Here is a 22,446-nt window from a genome sequence, read left to right as displayed (position 1 = left end):
ATAATAATTACAAAAAATACAGAAATAAAAAAATTAATGTTTTATTTTATCATTTAAAATTTTAAAAATATTAACTGGATTATTAAATGGCTAATTTTTCTTATATAGTCACTTGGTTAACTATTTTGGGATATTGGTTATTAATTTTTAGTGTAACTATACGTATATTTTCTAAACGTCGAGCAATATCATCAGCAATGGCTTGGTTATTGGCTATTTACATACTTCCTATAATAGGTGTTATCACTTGGTTGTTTTTCAAAGAATTTTATCTTGGGAAAAGACGATTAAAATTAGCTAGTACTATGTGGTCGAAAAAAAATAAGTGGTTAAGTAATTTAAAATCTTGTAGTTCTATTTTTGAAAAAAATAACAGTGAAGTAGCCACTTCAGTATTTCAGTTATGCAAACATAGACAAGGAATATCAGGTGTTAAATATAGTAAATTAAAATTGTTAGCTAACACAAAAGAAATTATTAAGACTTTAATACATGATATTTATTTAGCAAGAAAAAATATTGAAATCGTATTTTATATTTGGAAACCTGGCGGATTAGCGGATGATGTAGCAATAGCTTTAATGAAATCAGCTAAAAGAGGAATAAAATGTAGAGTCATGTTAGATTCTGCAGGTAGTTTAGAATTTTTTAGAAGTAAGTGGGCTAACATCATGCGTAACTCTGGAATACAAATAGTTGAAGCGCTAAAAATAAGTTTATATCACTTTTTCCTTAGAAGAATTGACTTGAGACAGCATCGAAAATTTATTCTTATAGATAACTATATTACGTACACAGGAAGTATGAATTTGGTAGATCCACGCTTGTTTAAAAGATCATCAAAAGTTGGTCAATGGATAGACTTAATGATACGTATAGAAGGGCCAGTGGCTACTACTATGGGAATCGTATATTCTTGTGATTGGGAAATAGAAACAGGAAAAAAAATTTTTCCACGAAAACCAAAATGTAAAGTAGATGCCTTATCTAAAAACGAAACTTCTGCTATACAAATAATTGCTTCTGGTCCAGGATTTACTGAAAATATAATTCATCAAGTATTATTAACTTCTATTTATTCAGCAAGAAAGAAAATAATAATAACAACTCCATATTTAATTCCCAGCGATGATTTGCTATATGCGATATGCTCAGCTGCTCAAAGAGGTGTAGAAGTAAGTTTAATCATCCCAAAGAGTAATGATTCTATATTAGTTAAATGGGCTAGTCGTGTTTTTTTCAGTGAGTTGTTAGAATCTGGAGTAAAAATTTATCAATTCGAAAAAGGATTGTTACATAGCAAAAGTATCTTAATAGACACGCAACTCAGTTTAATTGGTACTGCAAATTTAGACATGAGAAGTTTATGGTTAAATTTAGAAATTACCTTAGTAGTAGACAACAAAACTTTCGGAAAAGATTTATTTTTATTACATAATGAATATATTTCGCATTCTAAATTAGTAGATCCAAAATTATGGGCTATTAGATCTTACTGGGAGAAAGTAATAGAAAAATTATTTTATTTGTTAAGCCCTTTATTATAAAAAATTTATATTTTTATATACATAAGGAATTGATATATAAACAGAAATATATTAAATTGTCTGTTTTACTGCAGAATTATAGTATTATTGCTAACTTCTAAAATATAAACATACATATACGTATAATGATTATAAAAAATAAATTTATTTTACAACACAGATTAATACTCAAGTTTTTAAAGCTAAACATTCTAATATGTATTTCTAAATTTTAAGACTCAGAATACAATACATAAACGTTTTAAAAAATAAATTCACTATTCTAAAAATATTACATTATTTTTTTAAGTGTATTGTTATTATATAATGATTTGAATAAATTTTTAAAAATATTTTACATATTTAAAATGAAATTTAAAAAAATAAAAATGAAAATATTAAAAAAGTTATAATTACACGCAAATAATAATTGTAAATGAAATTTATTGTTCTCGATGTATCTCCTATTTAATTAATTTAAAAAATTTTAATATTTATTGTTTTTATTTACAATGTAATAGAAGTTGGTTATATAATTTTGTATTTATATATAAACACATTATTTTAAAAAATTTTGGTTCAATCAGTTATAAATATTAAAGTTTATGTTTAATATTATTTTTTGTGTCAAAATTATCACATAAAAAGTACATTAAGATTATCAATTTTAGATGTTTATTTAATATTACACCATGACTTTTTATAGTATTATATTTGAAATATATGTTATGTAGGCATGCGATAAATTGAAATAAATATAAGATGCCTACATATAGAAATAATCATTTATTATGAGTGATATATTTATTAATGTATTAATGAACTATTTTTAAAACATTTGAAGTATTCAATGGTGAATAAAAAACAAAGATTTTATTTTAATTAATACCTGTATTACACTTTATAACATATTTACAGATAAATATTTCATAAAAAATTAAAATCAAATTTTACAATTTGAAATGTTATTTATTTAAAATTGGTAAAATGTGACCCATTTTTTTTGCTTTAGTATTTAAATATTTGTAATTGTTGGAATTTCTTCCAACGATTAATGATATTCTTTCTATAATTTTAATACCATTTTTTTTTAATATTTTTACTTTTAACGGATTATTCGTTAATAATCGTATTTTTTTTATATCTAATAGTTTAAATATATCTGCGCAAAAAGTAAAATCCCTTTCATCTTTAGAAAAGCCTAAATAATGATTAGCTTCAACAGTATCTAATCCTATATCTTGTAATGCATAAGCCCGAACTTTATTGGATAAACCAATATTTCTTCCTTCTTGGCGGTGATATATAAGTACTCCACTACCAGCTTGAGCAATAGTCATTAATGCTGATTGTAACTGAAAGCCACAATCACAACGCAAACTAAATAATGCATCACCCGAAAGACATTCAGAATGAATTCTTGATAAAACTGGACGATGATTTTTGATATTTCCGTAAACTAAAGCAATATGATTTTTTCCTCCATTTTTCTCTTCGAAAACAATCATCAAAAATTCACCAAATATAGTAGGTAATTTAGTTTCTGCTATCCTTTTAAGCTGCATATACTCTCCATTTTTTTTTATTTTGTTAAAATTTTATTTTTTAATTATATTATTTTGTAAAAAAATATTTTCTTTGTTAATATAAATATATACAAATTATATATATTGTAATTTTGATAATGTTTAATTATCATATTAATGATAATTTTTTAATAAATAAATATATAGTTTATTAATTTAAAAAAATAAAAACTGAATTATTAAATGCATAGTGTAAGATTACAAATATTCTTTAATAAATTTATTGATGTTATTATAAATTTTACATTTATTAACATTAATTACAGATAATAATATTATTTATGATGGCATATTTCTATTTTAAAATCATTAAATGTTTCGAAAAAATGAATTATTAAAACTCGAGAATTCGTTAAAATATCTGAAATATATAAATATCTATAATTCAATGTTTCGTAATTTATATATTAAATATTTTAAAAAATAATTTGTGTCACTAATATAAGTCTAATAGATATGACTATTCAAAAACCAATTATTATTATTGCTTTAGATTTTGTTAGCAAAAATAAAGCCATGAAACTAATAAATACTCTTAATCCTAATATTTATGCACTAAAAATAGGAAAGATTATGTTTACTTTATTTGGAAACAAATTTATAAAAGAACTACAAAAAATGGGATTTAATATTTTTTTAGATCTAAAATTCTATGATATTCCTCATACAATATTTAAAACTATACAAGCAGTAGCTAGTTTAGATGTGTGGATGATTAGTATACACATCTGTGGAGGTATACAAATGTTACATTCAGCTAAGTTAGCATTAAAACCTTTCCATGAAAAAAAACCGCTACTAATGGGTGTAACAGCACTTACTAGTTTTGATGAATTAGATATTCGCAATATGGGAATTAATATGTCCATTCAAAATTATGTGTTAGTTCTATCAAAATTAGCACAAAATTGTAATTTAGATGGCATTATTTGTCCAGGAAATACAGTGTTAGACGTTAAAAAAAACCTAGGAAAAAAGCTAAAAATATTAGTGCCTGGAATTCGATTCCAAAAAAGTATGTGCTATGATCAAAAAAACGTTATTACTCCGCAACAAGCTAAAAAATATAATGTTGATTATATTGTTGTTGGAAGGGCTATTACATCTCTAAAAAATCCATCCATTGTATTAAAAAACATTTATTCTAATTTAAAAATTTAAAAGTTTCAAAATTCATATATTTTTTAAAATAGATTTAGAATGTTTATATTGGAATTCAGCATGATAAGATGAACGAACAAAAGGTCCGCAGAAAGCTTTTTCAAATCCTATTGATAATGCTTCTTTTTGAAATTGCAAAAATTCTAATGGATCAACATATCTTTGAACTGGAAAATGCGCAATACTAGGTTGCAAATATTGACCCAAAGTTAATATACTTGTACCACTATTAAACAAATCTTTCATAACCTGTATTACTTCGTTTTCAGTTTCTCCTAATCCCAACATCAAACCTGATTTAGTTGGAATCATTGGATTATTGATTTTAAATAGTTCTAATAATTTTAGTGATTTTTTGTAATTTGCTCCAGGTCGTACTAATTTATATAATCTCGGTACATTTTCTAAATTGTGATTAAATACATCTGGTGGAGATAAACTAATAGTTTTAATAGCATTTCGCAAAGCTCCCCTAAAATCTGGAACTAAAATTTCAATTATAACGTTTTTCTTTTGACGAATAGCTTGAATACAATTTAAAAAATGCTCTGCTCCTCGATCTTTTAAATCATCTCGAACTACAGAAGTAATAACAATATAATTCATATTTAGGTCTATTACAGCTTTAGCTAATTGTTGTGGTTCTTTTAAATTAATAACAGATGGATTATTTCCATGGTCTATTGCACAAAAAGGGCATCTCCTAGTACAAATTGCACCAAGAATCATAAACGTAGCTGTACCTTTATTAAAGCATTCAAATAAATTTGGACACAATGCTTGTTCGCACACAGTATTTAACTTGTTTTTTCTCAAAGTATATTTAGTACGACGAATTTTTTTTGTATCAGATGGAAATTTAATTTTTACCCAGTTAGGTTTTTTTAAAATTTGGTCACTAAAATTTGGCAAAACTTTTACTGATATGTTTTTTTTATATAATGTGTTAATATTTTTGTTACATAATTTTTTTGACTTTTTATCATGCATTTTTTAATCTTCCTATCAATATGTATTAATAAACAATATTTATTCTTTCAAAAATTTATAACGTTCTTATATTATAAATTTTTGAAATGCATTACCAGTAAATTATTAATAACCGTTAATTAATACTATATATTTACATTAAAATCATAAAAAATATTTTTAATGTTGTTTATTAATACTGATTGAACTATTCTAAAACTTAAAGAAGGTTGAATATCAATGACTTGTGTCATTTTAATGTTATTCCCGCAAGGATTAATATAGTTAAATGGAGACAGATTCATATCAATGTTTAAAGCCATACCATGTAGAGAACAACCTTTTTTAATACGCAATCCAAAAGAACATATTTTTTTATCGTTTACATATATTCCAGGAAATTTTTTGGAAGCATATGCATGAATAGAAAAACATTGCAAAGTAGACAATATTATTTTTTGCATTAATAAAATAAGTTGACTTATTTTCATTTTACGACGTACTAAATCTAATAAAAAATATACTACTAACTGACCTGGGCCATGATATGTCGTTTTTCCTCCTCTGTTACTAAATAAAATTGGAATATTTTTTGGAATAAACCAACGACATTTTTTTTCACTAATTCCAAAAGTAAAGGTAGGATAGTGTTGTACTAACCATATTTCATCTAACGTAAATTTATCTCTCGTAATAGTAAAATATTTCATATAATTTGATATAACTTTAATATGACGTAATCCTAAATTACGAATTTTAAGGTTAGATTTCACAACTATTGATAACCTATCAAAAATGAAAAGACTACAACATTTAATATTATAAATATTGTACACGACAAAGTATCTAAAAAAATTATTTTACATCAAAATTTATGAAATTAGTTATGACTTAAAAACTATAAAAAAGAAATTCAAATATAACTAAAAAAAATAGACTTTAAACCAGCGACGATAAATTCTATACCTATAGACATCAATAGTAAACCCATAATTCGAGTCATAATATTAATTCCACTTTCACCTATGATATTTGCAATTAAAGGTGCAATTTTGAATAGACACCAACATAATAACGAAAAGAGAATTATTGTAATAGTACATCCTAACGTATTAATCCAACTAGAATAGTGAGTACTCCAAATGATAGTAGCACTAATTGCTCCTGGACCCGCTATTAGAGGCATAGCTAGCGGAACCACTGCAATACTATCTGTAAAACTGTTTTGTACATTTTTGTTGTTATTATCTTTTATACTGGCTATTAACTTCCCATTTACCATAGAAAATGCGATAGAAATGATTAATATTCCTCCTGAAATCCGAAAAGAACTTAAAGAAATATTAAATAAATCTAAAACAATGTTACCAAAAAGTAAAGAAAAAAATAAAATAAAAACTACTGCTAAATTTGCAGTAAAATTTGTTTGATTTCTTTCCTCTATAGACTGAAAATTAGTCATACTGGTAAAAATTGGAATCATTCCGATAGGATTAACTAAAGCAAATAAGCTGAAAAAAAAACTTATATATTCGGACAAATCAAACACAGAAATATGCATGTTTTACTCCTAAATTATCATTAATTAAATAAAATATTAAATAGCTAATAGATAAAAATTAATAATTTTAATATAAAATAATAACATATCAAAATATTTAAATATGTTGGAATAATTCTTTTTAAATATTAAAAATATAATGTTCATTTTTCTAAATAGACTTCATTACATATTAGAAACTATAAAAATTTACAAAAATTGATGTTCTATATATATTAAATTGGTTTGCCTATTATTCTTCTTGTGTCTGTTTTTATGTCCGTTAATACAACTTGAATCATATTAGAAATAGTATAATATTCCTTTCCAGTAATATACACAATTCCCTTTTCTTTATCGCAAACTAATTCATGTTTGACATTATGTAAAAAGGGAGCTGGTATGAATACATTTGCTCCATTTTCCAACAATTTAACTTTCATTCCAGAACGAAATATATCAGTTATCTTAGCATTAAAAACTTTATTTTCACAATTTGTTTTTTTTAAAAAAGAAGTATACAACCAATTTTCTATGTCTCTTTTTGCAACTCTAATACGACGACGTATATCAGTAATTTTTGATAAAATTTCATTACTAGGTGGAAGAGCTTCACCAATACCTGTAATAATTATTTTTAAAAGACGATGATTAACTATATCTCCGTATTTTCTAATAGGTGATGTCCACGTAGCATAAATTGGTAATCCCAAAGCAAAATGAGGACTTGGTATACTATTTATTTCTCCAAAAGATAAAAATTTTTGAATACGATTATTAAGATATTCATTTGACATGTCATCCAACGTACGTCGTAATTTACAAAATCCTTCTAATGTTTGAATTTGATTAATATCAAATAAAAGGTCATATTTAGATAATAATGAAACAGCGCACTCTGCATTAATAGATTCAAATCCAGAATGTATATTATATACTCCAAAACCTAGTTTATCTGACAATAATTGAGCCGCACATACATTAGCTGCTATCATGGCTTCTTCAATAATTTTATTAGCTATACGTTTAGATTCAATACAAATTCCTAATACTTTAAAAGTATCTGATATTTTAAAAAAATACTCTGGACGTTCTTTAAACAATAATGCATTTTTTTTTCTCCATCGAGTTCTTAAAATACATAACTCATTTAATAAAGATAATTGATTAGCTACTAAATGAGATTCTGGACGCCATGTTCCCTTATGTTCTAACCAGTCAGATACAGATTCGTATGACAATTGAGATTTAGATTTGATCCACGTTAAAAAGAAATTAGTTTTTTCATGTAATATAGTTCCATCATAATTAAAAAAAATCTTGCATGCTACAGCAGGGCGACGTTGGTTCATCTTTAATGAACACTTATCTTCTGATAAAAAACGAGGTAGCATAGGAACATTTAAACCAGGTAAATAGTTAGTAAATCCTCTTTTGAATGCAATATCGTCTAATATACTTCCCAAAGGGATATAAGCAGTAGGATCAGCAATAGCTACAATTAAACTAAACATTCCTAATACTTCTTTTTCTATAAACAAGGCATCATCAATATCCTTTGTAGAACTATGATCAATAGTGATAAAATTTAAATTAGTCAAATCTATTCTTGAATGATGATCATGAAAAATTACCTCAGATTTATTTAATTTAGGTTCTGATATGTCTAATTTATGTCGTGAAAGAGTCACTAACCATGGTACTAATGGATTTTTATGTTCTGCAATAAACTTAATTAATTCAGCAGAAAATCTACAATCTCCTCTTAATTTGTGCTGAATTAATACAGCCATCACCCAATCTCCAGTGCGAATGTTGTTCAGAAATGAACCAGAAATAACACAAACAATTAGTTCTTTTAAAAATGGATAATCCGGTTTTATATAAAAAGTATTTTTTATTTTTTGAACTCTTCCAACAAATTTCGACAAAAATGGTTCTACTAACCTTTCTGGACAAACAATTTCTCGAGCATGTTCAATTTTCAATTGAGCTATAATACGATCTCCATGCATAACGCGTTTCATTTTTCGAGGTGGTATAAAATAACTAGTTCGTGAATCTATTTCTAAAAATCCAAATCCTTTTTCTGTACTTTTTACAATTCCTTCAATACGAGTTATCTTAGAATGCAATTTTTTTTTTAATCGTGACAGCAATGGATGATTACGAAACATGAGTATAAATCCTGTATTTAAAATGAAGCAAACACATCAAACACAATATTTATGAAAATATTAATAATGATAATATCTTAAATAAAAATGTTAAAAATACATTAACCATAATAACTATATTATCTACTTTATATATCTTATACGTAATTTTATAGACATAAATATGTGATATCAATCACTATGACTATCATTAATACTATAAAAGTTCATATTTGGTCGAGGCACATAAGAACCAATAATAATTTTTTTGCATATGTAAGACTAGGACTATCTTAAACTACGCAAAAATGCAAAAAAATAAAAAATGATTTATCAATGTGGTTCATTATCTAATTTATTCATAGTAGTAATATTAAATCCTCCATCTACATAAATTGTCTGACCAGTAATACCCTTAGATAAATTAGAACATAAAAATGCTGCAGTATTACCTATATCTTGAATAGTAACCGGGTGATTACTAAAAGTGATACTATTACTAAAATTTAACATTTTTCGAAAATTTTTTATTCCATATGAAGATAAAGTCTTAATAGGGGCAGATGATATTGCATTTACTCTGATACTGTCAATTCCCATACTATGAGCCATATATCTCACATTAGATTCTAAAGAAGCTTTAGCAACACCCATAATATTATAATTGGGTATCACTTTTTTAGAACCTATATAACTTAAAGTTAAAATTGAAGAATTTTTTTTTAACATTGATCGACATTCTTTAGCCATTCCAACGAAGCTGTAAGAACTAATATCATGCACGCGAGAAAAGTCGCTTCTAGTTATATTGCTAACATAATCTCCGGACATTTGATTTCGTGGAGAAAAAGCAATAGCATGAACAAAACCATCAAATTTTTTCCATTTTTTTGATATATTAAAAAACAATGTTTTAATACTTTCATCACTAGAAACATCGCACGGAAAAACAATGTTAATTCCTAATTCTTGTGCTAAAGAATACACTTTTTCTTTCACCTTATCGAGATGATATGTCAATGCTAATGTAGCTTTTTGTGCATGCATTGCTTTTGCTATACCGAAAGCAATAGAATACCGATTTGCTATTCCAGTAATCAAAATTTTTTTACCTTTCATAAAACCCATATTCTATTATCCTATGACAACAATTTATATTTTATTAAATTATACAAATTTTTACATATATAGATTTGTTTCTTAACGCATTAGCATTACATCAAATCGTAAATCATCATTATTTTTTCAAGATATTTCCAAGCTTGCAAGGCTGGATGTTTTTTTTTATGTAATGAAAAAATTCTCTTTTTGTCATTTTATTTATTTTTTTTACTGCTATTTTTCTATTATTAGATAAAATTTTTAACAACGTATCTGAACCATTTACATACGATACAATCGTAGCATATCTTAACATTTCTGTATTATTGATGCCTACTAAATCCCTATTTTGTAAAATATGAATGTATGCTGTTCCTATGTCAATATTAATTTTAGGATTATATAAATCATAAACAGATGGGTGACCATCTTTTTTTTTAAAACGATACACTTCTTTACCAGCACTTAAAGGTTTTATTTGCATCAATCCAACAGCATGAGAACGGCTAGTAGCTTTTTTGTTTCCAGATGATTCGATACAAATAATAGATTTAATTAATTTCGGATCAACATTATACTTCTTTGAAGACTTTTTAATTATGCTAGACCAAGACTTTATAAATTTAGTAGAACAAAATCGATTATTATTATGTGTTTTATAATAAATATCATGTCTTTTATCTACATGATATAATCCAGAAAAAAACATCGCACAAAATCCCATGCACGCTATAGATACTATTTTTTTTTTAAAAATTGATATTTATACATAAGTTATTGTTCTTTTTTATTTAAAAACAAAATTTAATTAGAAAATATAGTTACTTGAAATATATTAAAGTTGCTATGATGGCATAAATATATTATTCATAGTACTGTTGATTTTTAAAATTTTTTGCTAATTTTGTTGCTAATCCTAAATAATTCATGGGTGTTAATTGAATTAATTGTATTTTTTCCTCTTCTGGAATAGTTAAACTATTGATATAACTATGAATTATAGCTGAATTAATTTTATTTCCTCTAGTTAATAACTTCAATTTATCATAAGCATCTCTTATCCCATATTTACACATTACAGTATGAATTGGTTCTGCTAATATTTCCCAATGTTTATCTAAATCTTCTAATAATTGTACTTCATTTACTTTTAATTTTTGCATTCCTAATATCAGGGAATCATATGCTATTACTGAATAGGCAATTACCGATCCTATATTTCGTAATACTGTAGAATCACTTAAATCCCTCTGCCAGCGAGAAATAGGTAACTTGCTAACGAAATGGTTTATTATAGCGTTAGAAAGCCCGAGATTACCTTCAGATTTTTCAAAATTTATAGGATTGATTTTATGAGGCATAATAGAAGATCCTACTTCATTTGAATTATTTTTTTGAATAAAATAGTTTAATGAAATATATCCCCACATATCTTGGTTAAAATTAATTAGAATTGTGTTAACTCTGGCTATGCAACTAAAAAATTCAGAAATATAATCATGTGGTTCAATTTGAGTAGTGTAAGGGTTCCAAACCAATCCAAGAGAAACCACAAATTCTTGACTAATTTGATGCCAATTTACATTAGGATAAGCAGAAAAATGAGCATTATAATTTCCTGTAGAACCGTTAATTTTTCCTAATAAATTGATTTTTTTTAACTGTTTTAGTTGACGTTCTATTCTATAAGAAAAATTAACCATTTCTTTTCCTATAGTAGAAGGAGTGGCTGGTTGGCCATGAGTACGAGACAAAATAGGAAAATTATAATAATGAGATATAATTTTTTTTATTTCTTTAATGATATTTTCCCACATCGGAATGATAATTTTTTCTTTAGCAGTTTTCAGCATTAGAGAATAAGCTAAATTATTTATATCTTCTGAAGTACAAGAAAAGTGTACAAAGTTTATGATACGATGTGTTCCTAGAATTTTAAACAATTTATCTTTTAAAAAATATTCTATTGATTTTACATCATGATTAATAGTTTTTTCTAATTTTTTTATATTTTGAGCATCATTTTCATTAAAATTATTTATAATTTCATCAAGATGAAAATTAATTTTTTCATCTTCTCGTTCAAATAACTTTATTTCATGTAATGTTAACAGTTTTTTTAACCACAAAATCTCAACTTTTACTCGAAATTTTAAGAATGCATATTCGCTAAAAATTTCTCTCAGTTTAACAGTATGACTATTATAACGTCCATCAATAGGTGAAATAGCAGTTAAAGATGATAATATCATTGTGTATGTACCTCTTTAAAAAATATATGTAAATCTTAAACTTATAATTCAAAAAGTTTAAGAAGAAAATTTTTTAAATACATTGTTTGCTTGATTATATATTTGATTTCTAAAAAAAATAAATTGAAAAAAATTACCACCTACCTGCCTCCACAAAACAGCCGAACGAATTCCTGAAAATAAAGCACAACGAATTTTGTTCTGTATTAATATATTTTTTAGAATTTCTGGTGATCCAAATACTTGAATACGAGATCCTAACTTACTGATTATATTTAAATATATTTCTGATAAATGATCAGTTAATATATCATATGAACTAAAGCCATTAACATTTTTTTTAATTAATTCAGAAATACGTTGAAATAACATTTCATTATAAATAGCATTTTTTTTTAATTTTTTTTCTAAAATCATTATTTTTAATATATAGCGTAACATTTTTGCTGAAGTATCATAACTATTAGAATTATGTAATAAAGATAATAACGTTGTTATACCCAACTGTAAATTTTTTTCTGAATTCCCATATACAGATAATGTAGTTTCGGGATTAATATTTAAAATACTATCAATACTAATTTTAAATGCATCATTATTACAAATTCCAGTTTGAGACAGTTGACACACAATAGCAACAGATTGACATATTCCAGAAAGAGACAACATAATCGAATAAAAATTCTTTGTCACAATTATATATTTCCCTAAAATGTAAAAAATACTATGATTGATTTATAGTGATAAAATAGGTAATCTTGTTTTAATTATCCCCCCCCCAAGACATAACTCAGACAAATAGAACACTGCAGATTGTCCAGGAGTAATGGATGAAATTGGATTTTGAAACAATACCTTAACAAATTTTTTCTTATATAAAAATATTTGACATGAAACATCTTTATGACAATATCGAATTTTCACTGAACAAAAAAAAGGAACGTTACTTAGCTGAATACGATTTATCCAATGTAACTGATATGCTATCAATCCTATAGACATTAAATAATCATTATTTATACCTTGAGCAACAGTTAGAGAATTACGTACAATGTTTTTATCTACTACATACCATGGAATGTTTTGAATACCCTTAATTCCTCCAACTCCTAATCCTTTTCTTTGACCTAAAGTATAATGCGCTAATCCATTATGCTGTCCTATTATTTTGCCACAAGGTGTAACTATATCTCCTTTCTTTTGAGGAACATAAACATTTAAAAAATGATTAATATTCTTTGGATTTATAAAACAAATCCCAGTAGAATCTTTTTTATCAGACACAATTAAATTTAAACTTTTAGCTATATTACGCACTGTTTTTTTGGTAAATTTTCCTAATGGAAATAAACACTTATCAAGAATATTTTTATTAATGGTATATAAAAAATAACTTTGATCTTTGTCAAGGTCAATGCCACGTAATAAAAACGATGATTTTTTAAAATATTTTTTTTGCACGTAATGACCAGTTGCAATAAAATCAGCTCCTAAATTATTAACAGCAAATTCGTAAAATACTTTAAATTTTATTTCCTTATTACATAATATATCAGGATTAGGTGTTCTACCTAATTGATATTCTTTTATAAACACTTGAAATACATTTTCCCAATATTCAAAAGAAAAGTTTACTGTATTGAGATAAATGCCCAATTGACGACAAACATGCTCAGCGTCTTCCAAATCTTGTTTTGCAGAACAATAAAAATCGTTGTCACTTTCCTCCCAATTTTTCATAAACAAACCTTCTACGTGATAGTTTTGTTGCTTCAACATCCATGCAGATACAGATGAATCTACACCCCCAGACATAGCTAAAATCACTTTTTTTTTTAATTTCAACATATTATTTATTTTTTTAAATGTAAAATTTTCATTAAAACACTCTATATAACATTTTTTAAAATCAAAGTAAAATCATAAACAACATTTATTAATTTTTATCATGCAATAATACTTAAAAATTAATTTATATTATAAAGATTAACAAACAATAAAGTATATTTTAAAAAATATTTTAATTATTTACGTTTTTAAAAATTTTAACAACATAATTGATATATTAATATTATCAATAATCTATGTTAATCTTATTAAAGATATCATGACATATTTTAATTTATATATTGAATTGGATGGCATATAAATACAATGATATATACGAAAAACTTATATAACACCCATATTATTAAATATACTAATAATGTTGTAAATAATATAAATTTAATTAAAATAGTAAAATGATTTAATCTTATCAGGAGTTATTTTAAATTCAATGAAAGAAATAAGAAATTTTTGTATTATTGCCCATATAGACCATGGAAAATCAACTATATCTGACAGATTTATTCAAATTTGTGGTGGTTTATCAAAACGAGAAATGTGCTCCCAAGTATTAGATTCAATGGAATTAGAAAGAGAACGAGGCATTACCATTAAAGCACAGAGTGTTACAATACAGTATACATCCATAAAAAATAAAAAATATCAATTAAATTTCATTGATACACCAGGTCATGTAGACTTTTCCTACGAAGTATCACGTTCTTTATCTGCTTGTGAAGGTGTTTTATTGATTGTAGATTCAGTACAAGGAGTAGAAGCACAAACCGTATCTAATTGTCATAAAGCTATAAATATGAACCTAAAAATTATACCCGTATTAAATAAAATTGATTTACCCAATGCTAATCCTATTAAAGTAGAAAAAGACATAAAAAATATTATAGGAATTTCTACTGAAAATTCAATATATTGTTCAGCAAAAACAGGTGAAGGTATTACAAATTTATTAGAATGCATTATTCACAACATTGCACCTCCTAAAGGTAATATAAATAACGAATTTCAAGCATTGATTATTGATTCATGGTTTGATAATTATTTAGGAGTAGTATCTTTAATTTGTATTAAAAATGGAATTCTCAAAAAAAAATCTAAAATTAAAATCATGAGTACAGGAAAAATCTATTCTGTAGAAAAAATAGGAATATTTACTCCAAAACGCATATATAGAGATTATTTAGAATGTGGAGAAATAGGTTGGATTATTTGCGGAATCAGAAGCATTATTGGTGCTCCTGTAGGAGATACTTTGACTACCATTTATAGTAATTCAGAATATACATTACCTGGTTTTAAAAAAGTTAAACCAAAAATTTACGCAGGATTATTTACAACTAAATCTAATCAATTTAACACTTTTAAGAATGCATTAGAGAAACTAAGTTTAAACGATACGTCTTTATTTTATGAAATTGAAACTTCTATAGCATTAGGGTTTGGATTTAGATGCGGATTTTTAGGACTACTACATATGGAAATTATAAAAGAGAGGTTAGAAAGAGAATATAATTTAGAAATAATAACTACTGCTCCTACGGTAGTATATAAAATCATAACATCCGAAGATAAAATATTTTTTCTTGATTCTCCATCTAAACTTCCCGAACTAAACAAAATTAAGAAAATTCAAGAGCCTATTGCTAAATGTAAAATTCTACTTCCAATTCAATATTTAGGAAAAATATTGCTATTATGTTCACAAAAAAGAGGAATACAAAATAATATAATTTATTATGAAAATCAAGTATTATTGTGTTATAACATACCCATGTCAGAAATTATATTAAACTTTTTTGATCAATTAAAATCTGAATCGAGTGGGTATGCATCATTAGAATACGATTTTGAATCGTATCAAACTTCTGATATGAAAAAATTAGATATACTCATTAATTATAAAAAAATTGATTCTTTATCATTAATAATTCATAAAAAACAATCTACTATGCAAGGACGCGTAATAATAGAAAAAATGAAATCATTAATTCCTCGACATCAATTTAACATTGTTATTCAAGCCATGATAGGTACAAAAGTCATTGCACGTTCTACTGTCAAACAATTAAGAAAAAATGTATTAGCAAAATGTTATGGAGGAGATGTAACTAGAAAGAAAAAATTATTAGAAAAACAAAAAACTGGCAAGAAAAAAATGAAAAAAATAGGAAATGTCAATATACCTCAAGAAGTATTTTTATCTATTTTAAATAACAAAATGAACTTAAAATATGGTCAATAAAAGGAAATTATTATGAGTAATGATGATCTAATTATATTTCTATTAGTTTCTACATTGATTACTGGAATTTTTTGGATATCGCAAAGAATAAAACAAACTTTAAAAAAAAAACATAGTAGTTACTAGCATTAATTTTAATTCTAAAATCATTGAGTTGATTAAAAATGGAATTCAATTTTTAGCATCTTTTTTTCCTATATTCCTCATAGCATTTTTAATTCGATCTTTTTTATATGAACCATTTCAAATCTCATCTGGATCAATGATGCCTACGTTGTTAGTAGGAGATCTTATATTAGTGCAAAAATTCGCATATGGGATTAAAAATCCAATTACTAATACTACATTAATTGATACAAATACCCCCAAGTATGGAGATATAGCAGTTTTTAAATATCCTAAAAATATGCACTTAAACTATATTAAAAGAATAGTTGGATTGCCTGGTGATACAATTACTTATAATTCATTAACAAAAGATTTAATTGTAAAACATAGTAGCATGCATTCAAAAAACGACCAAAATAAAATCCTCATTTCTCATATTGATTTAAAACCAAGTAATTATATCCAAACATTTCATAACAATATTTTTCATTTAAATACATGTACAGAAAATATAAAAGATTTAAAATATCAGATATTATTTTCAAAAGAAATGATAGATCAAAAAATTATGTATTTCAAACAATTTAATCAAAAACAAGGAACTTGGATAGTTCCAAAAAACATGTATTTTGTAATGGGTGATAATAGAGACAACAGTTTAGATAGCCGCTATTGGGGATTTGTTCCAGATAAGAATTTAATAGGAAAAGCTACTTTTATATGGATGAGTTCAGAGAGAAAAAAAAATAGTTGGCTAACAGAAATTCGAATGAATCGTATCGGAAGCATATATTAAAATAATTTGCGAAACACTGATATTTCTTGTGATAAAATATATATAAAATCGTTAAATGGTATTCTAAATTACTACATCAGTATAATTGGCAACAATATGAATCATAATGTAGTTCGAAAATTACAAAAAACTCTAGGATATACTTTTGTTAAAAAACATTTGTTAATTCAAGCATTAACACATAGAAGCGCAAATAGCAAACACAATGAAAGACTTGAATTCTTAGGGGATTCTATTTTAAGTTTCGTTATAGCTAACGCTCTTTATCATTACTTTCCGAACGTTAATGAAGGAGATATGAGTCGAATGCGGGCAACTTTAGTTAGAGGGCATACTTTAGCGAAAATAGCACATGAGTTTAATTTAGGTTACTATCTACAATTAGGACAAGGAGAGCTCAAAAGTGGGGGTTTTAGAAGAGAATCGATATTAGCAAATACTATAGAAGCGCTTATTGGAAGTATATTTTTAGACAGTAATTTAATAACAGTTGAAAAATTAATTTTAAAGTGGTATCAAAAAAGATTAGAAAAAATTAGTCCTGGAGATACTCAAAAAGATCCAAAAACTAGATTACAGGAATATCTACAATCAAAACATTTACCATTGCCTTTATATTTAGTAGAAAAAGTATATGGAGAAGCGCATAATCAATTATTTACTATTTTCTGCGAAATTTCTGGAATCAATGAAAAATCAATTGGGATTGGCTCTAGTCGAAGAAAAGCAGAACAAGAAGCTGCACAAAATGCTTTAATAAAATTAGGATTGGAATGAAAAAAATAAATTATTGCGGTACAATTATTATTATTGGAAAACCAAATGTTGGAAAATCAACAATAATTAATAAATTGGTGAAATCAAAAGTATCAATAGTTTCTAAACGACCTCACACTACTCAAAGTAACATAATTGGAATTCAAAACGACGAGGGTATTCAGGCTATTTATACAGATACACCCGGTATATCTCGTAAATGCACAGAACTTATAAACAAAAAACAACATAATTGTATCAAAAAATTATGTAACAGTTCAGAATTAATATTATTAGTTTTAAATCAAACTCGTTGGACATTAGATGATGAATTAGTTTTACAAATGATAAAAAATAGTATTACTCCTACAATAGCCGTTATTAATAAAAATGATAAAATTTTACAAAAAATTTCTTTATTACCATATATGGAATTTTTAAGAAAAAAATATTCATTTCAAGAAATTATTCCTATTTCAGGAAAAACAGGAGACAATATTGATTTATTATCAAACATAGTTCAAAAAACATTACCTATATCTGAACCACAATTTTCATCTAATCAAGTTACAAATAATAGTTTACATTTTCAAATTTCAGAAATTATTCGAGAAAAATTTATATTTTATTTAGGAAATGAACTTTCTCATTCAATAAAAATTATTATTGAAAGTATAAATTTAAAAAAAAGAGTTTATATTATAAAAGGTATAATAATTGTAACAAATAATTCGCATAAGAAAATTATCATTGGATATCAAGGAAAAAAAATAAAATTATGCGGAACAATTGCTAGGAAAGAACTAGAAAAGTATTTAAAAAGTTCAGTGTATCTTTCATTATTTGTAAAAAATAAAAAAATACACTACGCTAATTTATATACATAATTAATATTTAATTAATTAAAATAATGATATAAATTTACCAAAATATAATTACTTAAATACGTATCATAAATTACGCGCCAAAATATTTGGATTAATAAAGGAAATTAAACTATATGAGTATTATTGGAATAGGTATAGATATCTTATCCATAACTAGAATTAAAAAAATTATGTATAAATTAGAAGAAAAATTTTTATACCAAATACTATCTAATTATGAATTAAACGAATACAAAAAAAGTAAAAATCCCGTAGTATTTTTAGCAAAAAGATTTTCTGTAAAAGAAGCAGCTTCAAAAGCATTAGGAACAGGAATCAAACATGGTGTAAAATTCAATAACTTTGAATTGTACCACAATCATTTAGGAAAACCAAATTTACGATTATTAAAAAAAGCCAAAAAAATAGCAAAAAATTTAAACATAAACTCAATTCATGTCAGTTTAAGTGATGAAAAATCACATGTATCCACTATCGTTATTATTGAAAAATAAATTTTAATGTAGAACCTGAATCATAATTTTTTCTTTCTTTTTTTTTAAAAAAAAATTTTAATATATTTTTGCATTCTTTATTTAAAATATTTTTTGTAATTATTATTTTACTTTTTTTAATTCTTTCATATTGATTTTCATTAAAATGAGTATAACTATTTTTATTATTGTAACTTGTTCCAAATACTAGTCTAGAAATTCTACTATGAATAATAGCTCCATAACACATAGAACAAGGTTCTAATGTAACGTATAATGTCGTATTTGTTAAACGATAATTCTTGAGAAACGCCCCTCCAGAACGTAATGCTATAATTTCAGCATGAGCAGTAGGATCATGTGTCGAAATAGAACTATTGGAACCTTGCCCAATAATAACATTATTTAGTACTAATACTGCTCCAACAGGAACTTCTTTATCTATTTCTGCTAATTTAGCAAATTTTAGAGCATGCTCCATAAAATACTCATCACATTTGTACATATTTTAATCCAAAACAATTTCTATTATATTAACATATTAATTATGCATTAAAAAATCAATTTATTTTTTAAAATTCGATTTTTTTCCAGTTTCCATTGAGACTCTTTTTTTGTTTCGCGTTTATCGTATTTTGTTTTTCCTTTTGCGATAGCTATTTGTATTTTGCACCAACTATTTTTTAAAAAAAGTGATAAAGCTATAGCAGTATAACCAGTTTTATATATTTTACTGTGCAAAGACGTAATTTCATTTTTATGCAATAATATTTTTCGATTTCTGCTAACATGATGTAAAGCATGTAAATTAGTGGTATAAAGAAAATTAAATTGTGATCCTATTAAATAAACTTCATTAAAATAAAAAGCAACATAACTATTACTAATATTTATATTTCCTGATTTAAATGCTTTTACTTCCCAACCTAATAATACTAATCCAGCTTCTAATGTTTCTTTGATAAAATATTTATGTTTAGCTTTTCTATTAACAATAATACTAGTTATCGGATTTTTAATGTTATTTTTTTTTATCATAATTTTAATCCCAAATCCAACATAAATTGTATATTCCAAATCATCAATTTTAACTAAAATATTTTTACGTTTATATATATTAATAATAATATAAATTATATTTTTAAAACAGTACCAATTAATGCGACATAAAATGAAACTAATTAAAATAAAAATTGTATATGCTCTAAAACATAAGCAATTTATTAAAGAGATGAAATTAAAAAACAAAATTTCTATAAAAGAAGCTATATTAACTTCTAATATTTTTGATAAAAAAGTGGTGGATATAACAAAAAACAATATAGGAATTTATGGAAATATAGTTAACTTAAAAGATTTAGTAAAAAACGGAGATAGAATTGAAATTTATAGACCATTATTAATAGATCCAAAAGAACTAAGAAGGAAAAAAATGTTATTAAAAAAATAAAAGACATTTGAATACATTCTTGCAGAGCAAAATATTCAATATTGTAATATTGCCTGCAAGAAAACGATATTATTATATGCTTCAGATTTTTGGGACTATAGTTTAGAAACTGTTACCATAGCTGGACGTAACAATCTACCATTTAGTAAATAACCCTTTTGCATAACAGCAATAACATAATTTTCTTTTATTTTTTTAGATGATTGTATAGTCATGGCTTGATGTATATCAGGATTAAATGGAACACATGTTTCATCTACTTGTGTTAAACCGAATTTTGTTAACAATTTCATTAAAGATTTCAAAGCTGCATTTAATTCACTAAATATAGGTTTTATAATATCATCTTTTTTCTCAAATAAATCTAAAGCACGCTCTATATTATCGATAGTAGGAAGTAATGCATTAAAAAAATCTTGTAATGCAAACTTATAAGTGTTATCAATTTCTTTTTTTACCCTATCATAGTACGATTTTAACTTATTTTTTGACAATAATTCTTGATCTAATAAATTTAACTCAAGATCTGAAATTTGTTTATTCAATATATCTATTTTTTCTATATCAATATTTACGTTTGATTTTAATTTGTCGTTTTTTATATCAGAATCGCTAATATCATGTTTATCTAATATTTCTTTTTTTATGTCCATGATTAAAAGTACCTAAAAAATGCAATATTTTAAAAATCTTTTACTAATGGAGATTGATAAGAAATCCCCATATCCCATGGTTGCTCCACCCATACTTGTTGCGGTATATCTATAATATATTTATCTACTAATAATTTGCCCATAGGCTTTGCAAAAATTGAAACAAATGTTGCTTTAGAATACATATAACGAATTATCTGACCTGTTCCACCAGTATCTACTAAATCATCAACTATAATAATTTTAGATTCATTTATGTTTTTTATAGAAGTATGCTTTAGAATTTTTAAATCGCGTAAACGATTATGATCGTAACTAGATATACAGATTGTATCTATGAACCTAATATTTAATTCTCTTGCTAATAATGCTGATGGTATTAATCCTCCTCTACTTACTGCAATAATACCTTCCCATTGTTTTGCTGGAAGTAATTTGTAAGCTAATTTCCTAGCATAAATTTGTAACATATCCCAAGTAACAATATATTTTTTACTCATAAAAAACCTAAAACAGCGTAATTTTAAAATTATCTAAATTGTATGAGAAAAAGTTACAAAATTTATGCTAAATATATTTTTTGTAAATTTTAAACTACCGTTTTTAAAAATAAAAAAAATTAAAAACATAAAAACGTATCGCAATATCTATTGATATAAATTACATATATATTTATTCATTTAAGTTTATTTGAATATTAATAAAAATGTTATATATACTATTCTAAAAATATTTTTTATTGTTTCAATTATTAAATTTTTTCATTTTTAAAAAATTTTATTATTTAACATTACATTTATAACAAAAAACGAAATTTAATTTAAAAAACTTTAAAAACGGTGCGGACGGGACTCGAACCCGTGACCCCCAGCGTGACAGGCCGGTATTCTAACCAACTGAACTACCGCACCATACTACTAAAATTCTACACTTAAATTATATAAT

At 25.0% G+C, this 22,446-nt stretch carries 22 protein-coding genes and 1 tRNA gene; 8 read left to right on the top strand and 15 right to left on the bottom strand.

Annotated features, from left to right (window positions below; all coding sequences use genetic code 11):
- Positions 1 to 86: 86 nt before the first annotated feature.
- Positions 87 to 1,547, top strand: a complete 1,461-nt coding sequence (gene cls, locus U0T55_01275) for a cardiolipin synthase (protein XBC43046.1) — start codon at positions 87 to 89, stop codon at positions 1,545 to 1,547.
- Positions 1,548 to 2,491: 944 nt separating this feature from the next.
- On the opposite strand, the gene ribA is transcribed toward cls, so the two are convergent.
- Positions 2,492 to 3,091 (bottom strand): GTP cyclohydrolase II, encoded by a 600-nt coding sequence (gene ribA, locus U0T55_01270; GenBank protein ID XBC43045.1) that lies wholly within the window; start codon positions 3,089 to 3,091, stop codon positions 2,492 to 2,494.
- A 477-nt stretch (positions 3,092 to 3,568) separates the two neighbouring features.
- Between ribA and pyrF the strand changes: the two genes are divergently transcribed.
- A complete protein-coding gene (gene pyrF, locus U0T55_01265) occupies positions 3,569 to 4,273 on the top strand; it encodes an orotidine-5'-phosphate decarboxylase (protein XBC43044.1) in 705 nt (234 codons plus the stop codon).
- A 12-nt stretch (positions 4,274 to 4,285) separates the two neighbouring features.
- Here the strand turns inward: pyrF and lipA are convergent, their stop codons facing one another.
- The 9 genes from lipA to mnmA form a co-directional block, all read right to left on the bottom strand.
- Positions 4,286 to 5,263, bottom strand: a complete 978-nt coding sequence (gene lipA / locus U0T55_01260) for a lipoyl synthase (protein XBC43043.1) — start codon at positions 5,261 to 5,263, stop codon at positions 4,286 to 4,288.
- Positions 5,264 to 5,388: 125 nt separating this feature from the next.
- Positions 5,389 to 6,015 (bottom strand): lipoyl(octanoyl) transferase LipB, encoded by a 627-nt coding sequence (gene lipB, locus U0T55_01255; protein ID XBC43042.1) that lies wholly within the window; start codon positions 6,013 to 6,015, stop codon positions 5,389 to 5,391.
- Positions 6,016 to 6,155: 140 nt separating this feature from the next.
- Positions 6,156 to 6,803 (bottom strand): YchE family NAAT transporter, encoded by a 648-nt coding sequence (locus tag U0T55_01250; GenBank protein XBC43041.1) that lies wholly within the window; start codon positions 6,801 to 6,803, stop codon positions 6,156 to 6,158.
- Between the two features lie 215 nt (positions 6,804 to 7,018).
- Positions 7,019 to 8,959 carry an exoribonuclease II gene (locus U0T55_01245; GenBank protein XBC43040.1) on the bottom strand — a complete coding sequence of 647 codons (1,941 nt, stop codon included), beginning with the start codon at positions 8,957 to 8,959 and terminating at the stop codon, positions 7,019 to 7,021.
- Positions 8,960 to 9,271: 312 nt separating this feature from the next.
- On the bottom strand, positions 9,272 to 10,066 hold the full coding sequence (locus U0T55_01240; GenBank protein XBC43039.1) for an enoyl-ACP reductase: 795 nt from the start codon (positions 10,064 to 10,066) through the stop codon (positions 9,272 to 9,274).
- 109 nt (positions 10,067 to 10,175) lie between these two features.
- Positions 10,176 to 10,748, bottom strand: a complete 573-nt coding sequence (locus U0T55_01235) for a transglycosylase SLT domain-containing protein (GenBank protein XBC43038.1) — start codon at positions 10,746 to 10,748, stop codon at positions 10,176 to 10,178.
- Between the two features lie 154 nt (positions 10,749 to 10,902).
- Positions 10,903 to 12,291: an adenylosuccinate lyase gene (purB, locus tag U0T55_01230; protein ID XBC43037.1), complete on the bottom strand. Its 1,389-nt coding sequence runs from the start codon at positions 12,289 to 12,291 to the stop codon at positions 10,903 to 10,905.
- Positions 12,292 to 12,348: 57 nt separating this feature from the next.
- Positions 12,349 to 12,984 (bottom strand): high frequency lysogenization protein HflD, encoded by a 636-nt coding sequence (hflD, locus tag U0T55_01225; protein ID XBC43036.1) that lies wholly within the window; start codon positions 12,982 to 12,984, stop codon positions 12,349 to 12,351.
- 42 nt (positions 12,985 to 13,026) lie between these two features.
- Positions 13,027 to 14,139, bottom strand: coding sequence for a tRNA 2-thiouridine(34) synthase MnmA (gene mnmA / locus U0T55_01220; GenBank protein ID XBC43035.1), 1,113 nt, complete (start codon positions 14,137 to 14,139; stop codon positions 13,027 to 13,029).
- Between the two features lie 430 nt (positions 14,140 to 14,569).
- On the opposite strand from mnmA, the gene lepA reads away from it, so the two are divergent.
- The 5 genes from lepA to acpS all read left to right on the top strand — a co-directional run bounded on the left by lepA (position 14,570) and on the right by acpS (position 19,419).
- The gene (gene lepA / locus U0T55_01215) at positions 14,570 to 16,378 is read left to right on the top strand and encodes a translation elongation factor 4 (GenBank protein XBC43034.1); all 1,809 of its coding nucleotides are present in this window, start codon (positions 14,570 to 14,572) and stop codon (positions 16,376 to 16,378) included.
- A 154-nt stretch (positions 16,379 to 16,532) separates the two neighbouring features.
- Positions 16,533 to 17,282, top strand: a complete 750-nt coding sequence (gene lepB / locus U0T55_01210; GenBank protein XBC43033.1) for a signal peptidase I — start codon at positions 16,533 to 16,535, stop codon at positions 17,280 to 17,282.
- A gap of 96 nt (positions 17,283 to 17,378) precedes the next feature.
- Positions 17,379 to 18,059: a ribonuclease III gene (gene rnc, locus U0T55_01205; GenBank protein XBC43032.1), complete on the top strand. Its 681-nt coding sequence runs from the start codon at positions 17,379 to 17,381 to the stop codon at positions 18,057 to 18,059.
- The gene (gene era / locus U0T55_01200; protein XBC43031.1) at positions 18,056 to 18,925 is read left to right on the top strand and encodes a GTPase Era; all 870 of its coding nucleotides are present in this window, start codon (positions 18,056 to 18,058) and stop codon (positions 18,923 to 18,925) included. The genes rnc and era overlap by 4 nt, the downstream gene beginning before the upstream one ends.
- 113 nt (positions 18,926 to 19,038) lie before the next feature.
- On the top strand, positions 19,039 to 19,419 hold the full coding sequence (acpS, locus tag U0T55_01195; protein XBC43030.1) for a holo-ACP synthase: 381 nt from the start codon (positions 19,039 to 19,041) through the stop codon (positions 19,417 to 19,419).
- Here the strand turns inward: acpS and tadA are convergent.
- Positions 19,406 to 19,903 (bottom strand): tRNA adenosine(34) deaminase TadA, encoded by a 498-nt coding sequence (gene tadA, locus U0T55_01190; protein ID XBC43029.1) that lies wholly within the window; start codon positions 19,901 to 19,903, stop codon positions 19,406 to 19,408. The two genes, acpS and tadA, sit on opposite strands and share 14 nt — an antisense overlap.
- 47 nt (positions 19,904 to 19,950) lie before the next feature.
- Complete coding sequence (smpB, locus tag U0T55_01185; GenBank protein ID XBC43028.1) at positions 19,951 to 20,436, bottom strand: SsrA-binding protein SmpB; 486 nt, start codon at positions 20,434 to 20,436, stop codon at positions 19,951 to 19,953.
- Positions 20,437 to 20,569: 133 nt separating this feature from the next.
- On the opposite strand from smpB, the gene U0T55_01180 reads away from it, so the two are divergent.
- Positions 20,570 to 20,848 carry an RnfH family protein gene (locus U0T55_01180; protein XBC43027.1) on the top strand — a complete coding sequence of 93 codons (279 nt, stop codon included), beginning with the start codon at positions 20,570 to 20,572 and terminating at the stop codon, positions 20,846 to 20,848.
- Between the two features lie 95 nt (positions 20,849 to 20,943).
- On the opposite strand, the gene grpE is transcribed toward U0T55_01180, so the two are convergent.
- The 3 genes from grpE to U0T55_01165 form a co-directional block, all read right to left on the bottom strand.
- Positions 20,944 to 21,501 (bottom strand): nucleotide exchange factor GrpE, encoded by a 558-nt coding sequence (gene grpE / locus U0T55_01175; protein XBC43026.1) that lies wholly within the window; start codon positions 21,499 to 21,501, stop codon positions 20,944 to 20,946.
- Positions 21,502 to 21,530: 29 nt separating this feature from the next.
- Positions 21,531 to 22,001, bottom strand: coding sequence for a xanthine phosphoribosyltransferase (gpt, locus tag U0T55_01170; GenBank protein ID XBC43025.1), 471 nt, complete (start codon positions 21,999 to 22,001; stop codon positions 21,531 to 21,533).
- Positions 22,002 to 22,338: 337 nt separating this feature from the next.
- Positions 22,339 to 22,412: transfer RNA gene (locus U0T55_01165), tRNA-Asp, on the bottom strand.
- Between the last annotated feature and the right edge of the window lie 34 nt (positions 22,413 to 22,446).

Origin of the sequence: Buchnera aphidicola (Kaburagia rhusicola ensigallis), assembly GCA_039830025.1 — a bacterium.
Taxonomy (GTDB): Bacteria; Pseudomonadota; Gammaproteobacteria; order Enterobacterales; family Enterobacteriaceae; genus Buchnera_B; species Buchnera_B aphidicola_AW.
This window is presented reverse-complemented; position numbering and strand designations above follow the sequence as displayed.

Coding starts and splice junctions, on each gene's coding strand:
- U0T55_01240 (XBC43039.1), bottom strand. CDS start 10,066: ATGGGTTTTATGAAAGGTAAAAAAATTTTGATTACTGGAATAGCAAAT.
- era (XBC43031.1), top strand. CDS start 18,056: ATGAAAAAAATAAATTATTGCGGTACAATTATTATTATTGGAAAACCA.
- U0T55_01250 (XBC43041.1), bottom strand. CDS start 6,803: ATGCATATTTCTGTGTTTGATTTGTCCGAATATATAAGTTTTTTTTTC.
- smpB (XBC43028.1), bottom strand. CDS start 20,436: ATGATAAAAAAAAATAACATTAAAAATCCGATAACTAGTATTATTGTT.
- acpS (XBC43030.1), top strand. CDS start 19,039: ATGAGTATTATTGGAATAGGTATAGATATCTTATCCATAACTAGAATT.
- lipA (XBC43043.1), bottom strand. CDS start 5,263: ATGCATGATAAAAAGTCAAAAAAATTATGTAACAAAAATATTAACACA.
- purB (XBC43037.1), bottom strand. CDS start 12,291: ATGATATTATCATCTTTAACTGCTATTTCACCTATTGATGGACGTTAT.
- U0T55_01245 (XBC43040.1), bottom strand. CDS start 8,959: ATGTTTCGTAATCATCCATTGCTGTCACGATTAAAAAAAAAATTGCAT.
- gpt (XBC43025.1), bottom strand. CDS start 22,001: ATGAGTAAAAAATATATTGTTACTTGGGATATGTTACAAATTTATGCT.
- U0T55_01235 (XBC43038.1), bottom strand. CDS start 10,748: ATGTTTTTTTCTGGATTATATCATGTAGATAAAAGACATGATATTTAT.
- lepA (XBC43034.1), top strand. CDS start 14,570: ATGAAAGAAATAAGAAATTTTTGTATTATTGCCCATATAGACCATGGA.
- pyrF (XBC43044.1), top strand. CDS start 3,569: ATGACTATTCAAAAACCAATTATTATTATTGCTTTAGATTTTGTTAGC.
- grpE (XBC43026.1), bottom strand. CDS start 21,501: ATGGACATAAAAAAAGAAATATTAGATAAACATGATATTAGCGATTCT.
- U0T55_01180 (XBC43027.1), top strand. CDS start 20,570: ATGAAACTAATTAAAATAAAAATTGTATATGCTCTAAAACATAAGCAA.
- ribA (XBC43045.1), bottom strand. CDS start 3,091: ATGCAGCTTAAAAGGATAGCAGAAACTAAATTACCTACTATATTTGGT.
- tadA (XBC43029.1), bottom strand. CDS start 19,903: ATGTACAAATGTGATGAGTATTTTATGGAGCATGCTCTAAAATTTGCT.
- cls (XBC43046.1), top strand. CDS start 87: ATGGCTAATTTTTCTTATATAGTCACTTGGTTAACTATTTTGGGATAT.
- rnc (XBC43032.1), top strand. CDS start 17,379: ATGAATCATAATGTAGTTCGAAAATTACAAAAAACTCTAGGATATACT.
- mnmA (XBC43035.1), bottom strand. CDS start 14,139: ATGTTGAAATTAAAAAAAAAAGTGATTTTAGCTATGTCTGGGGGTGTA.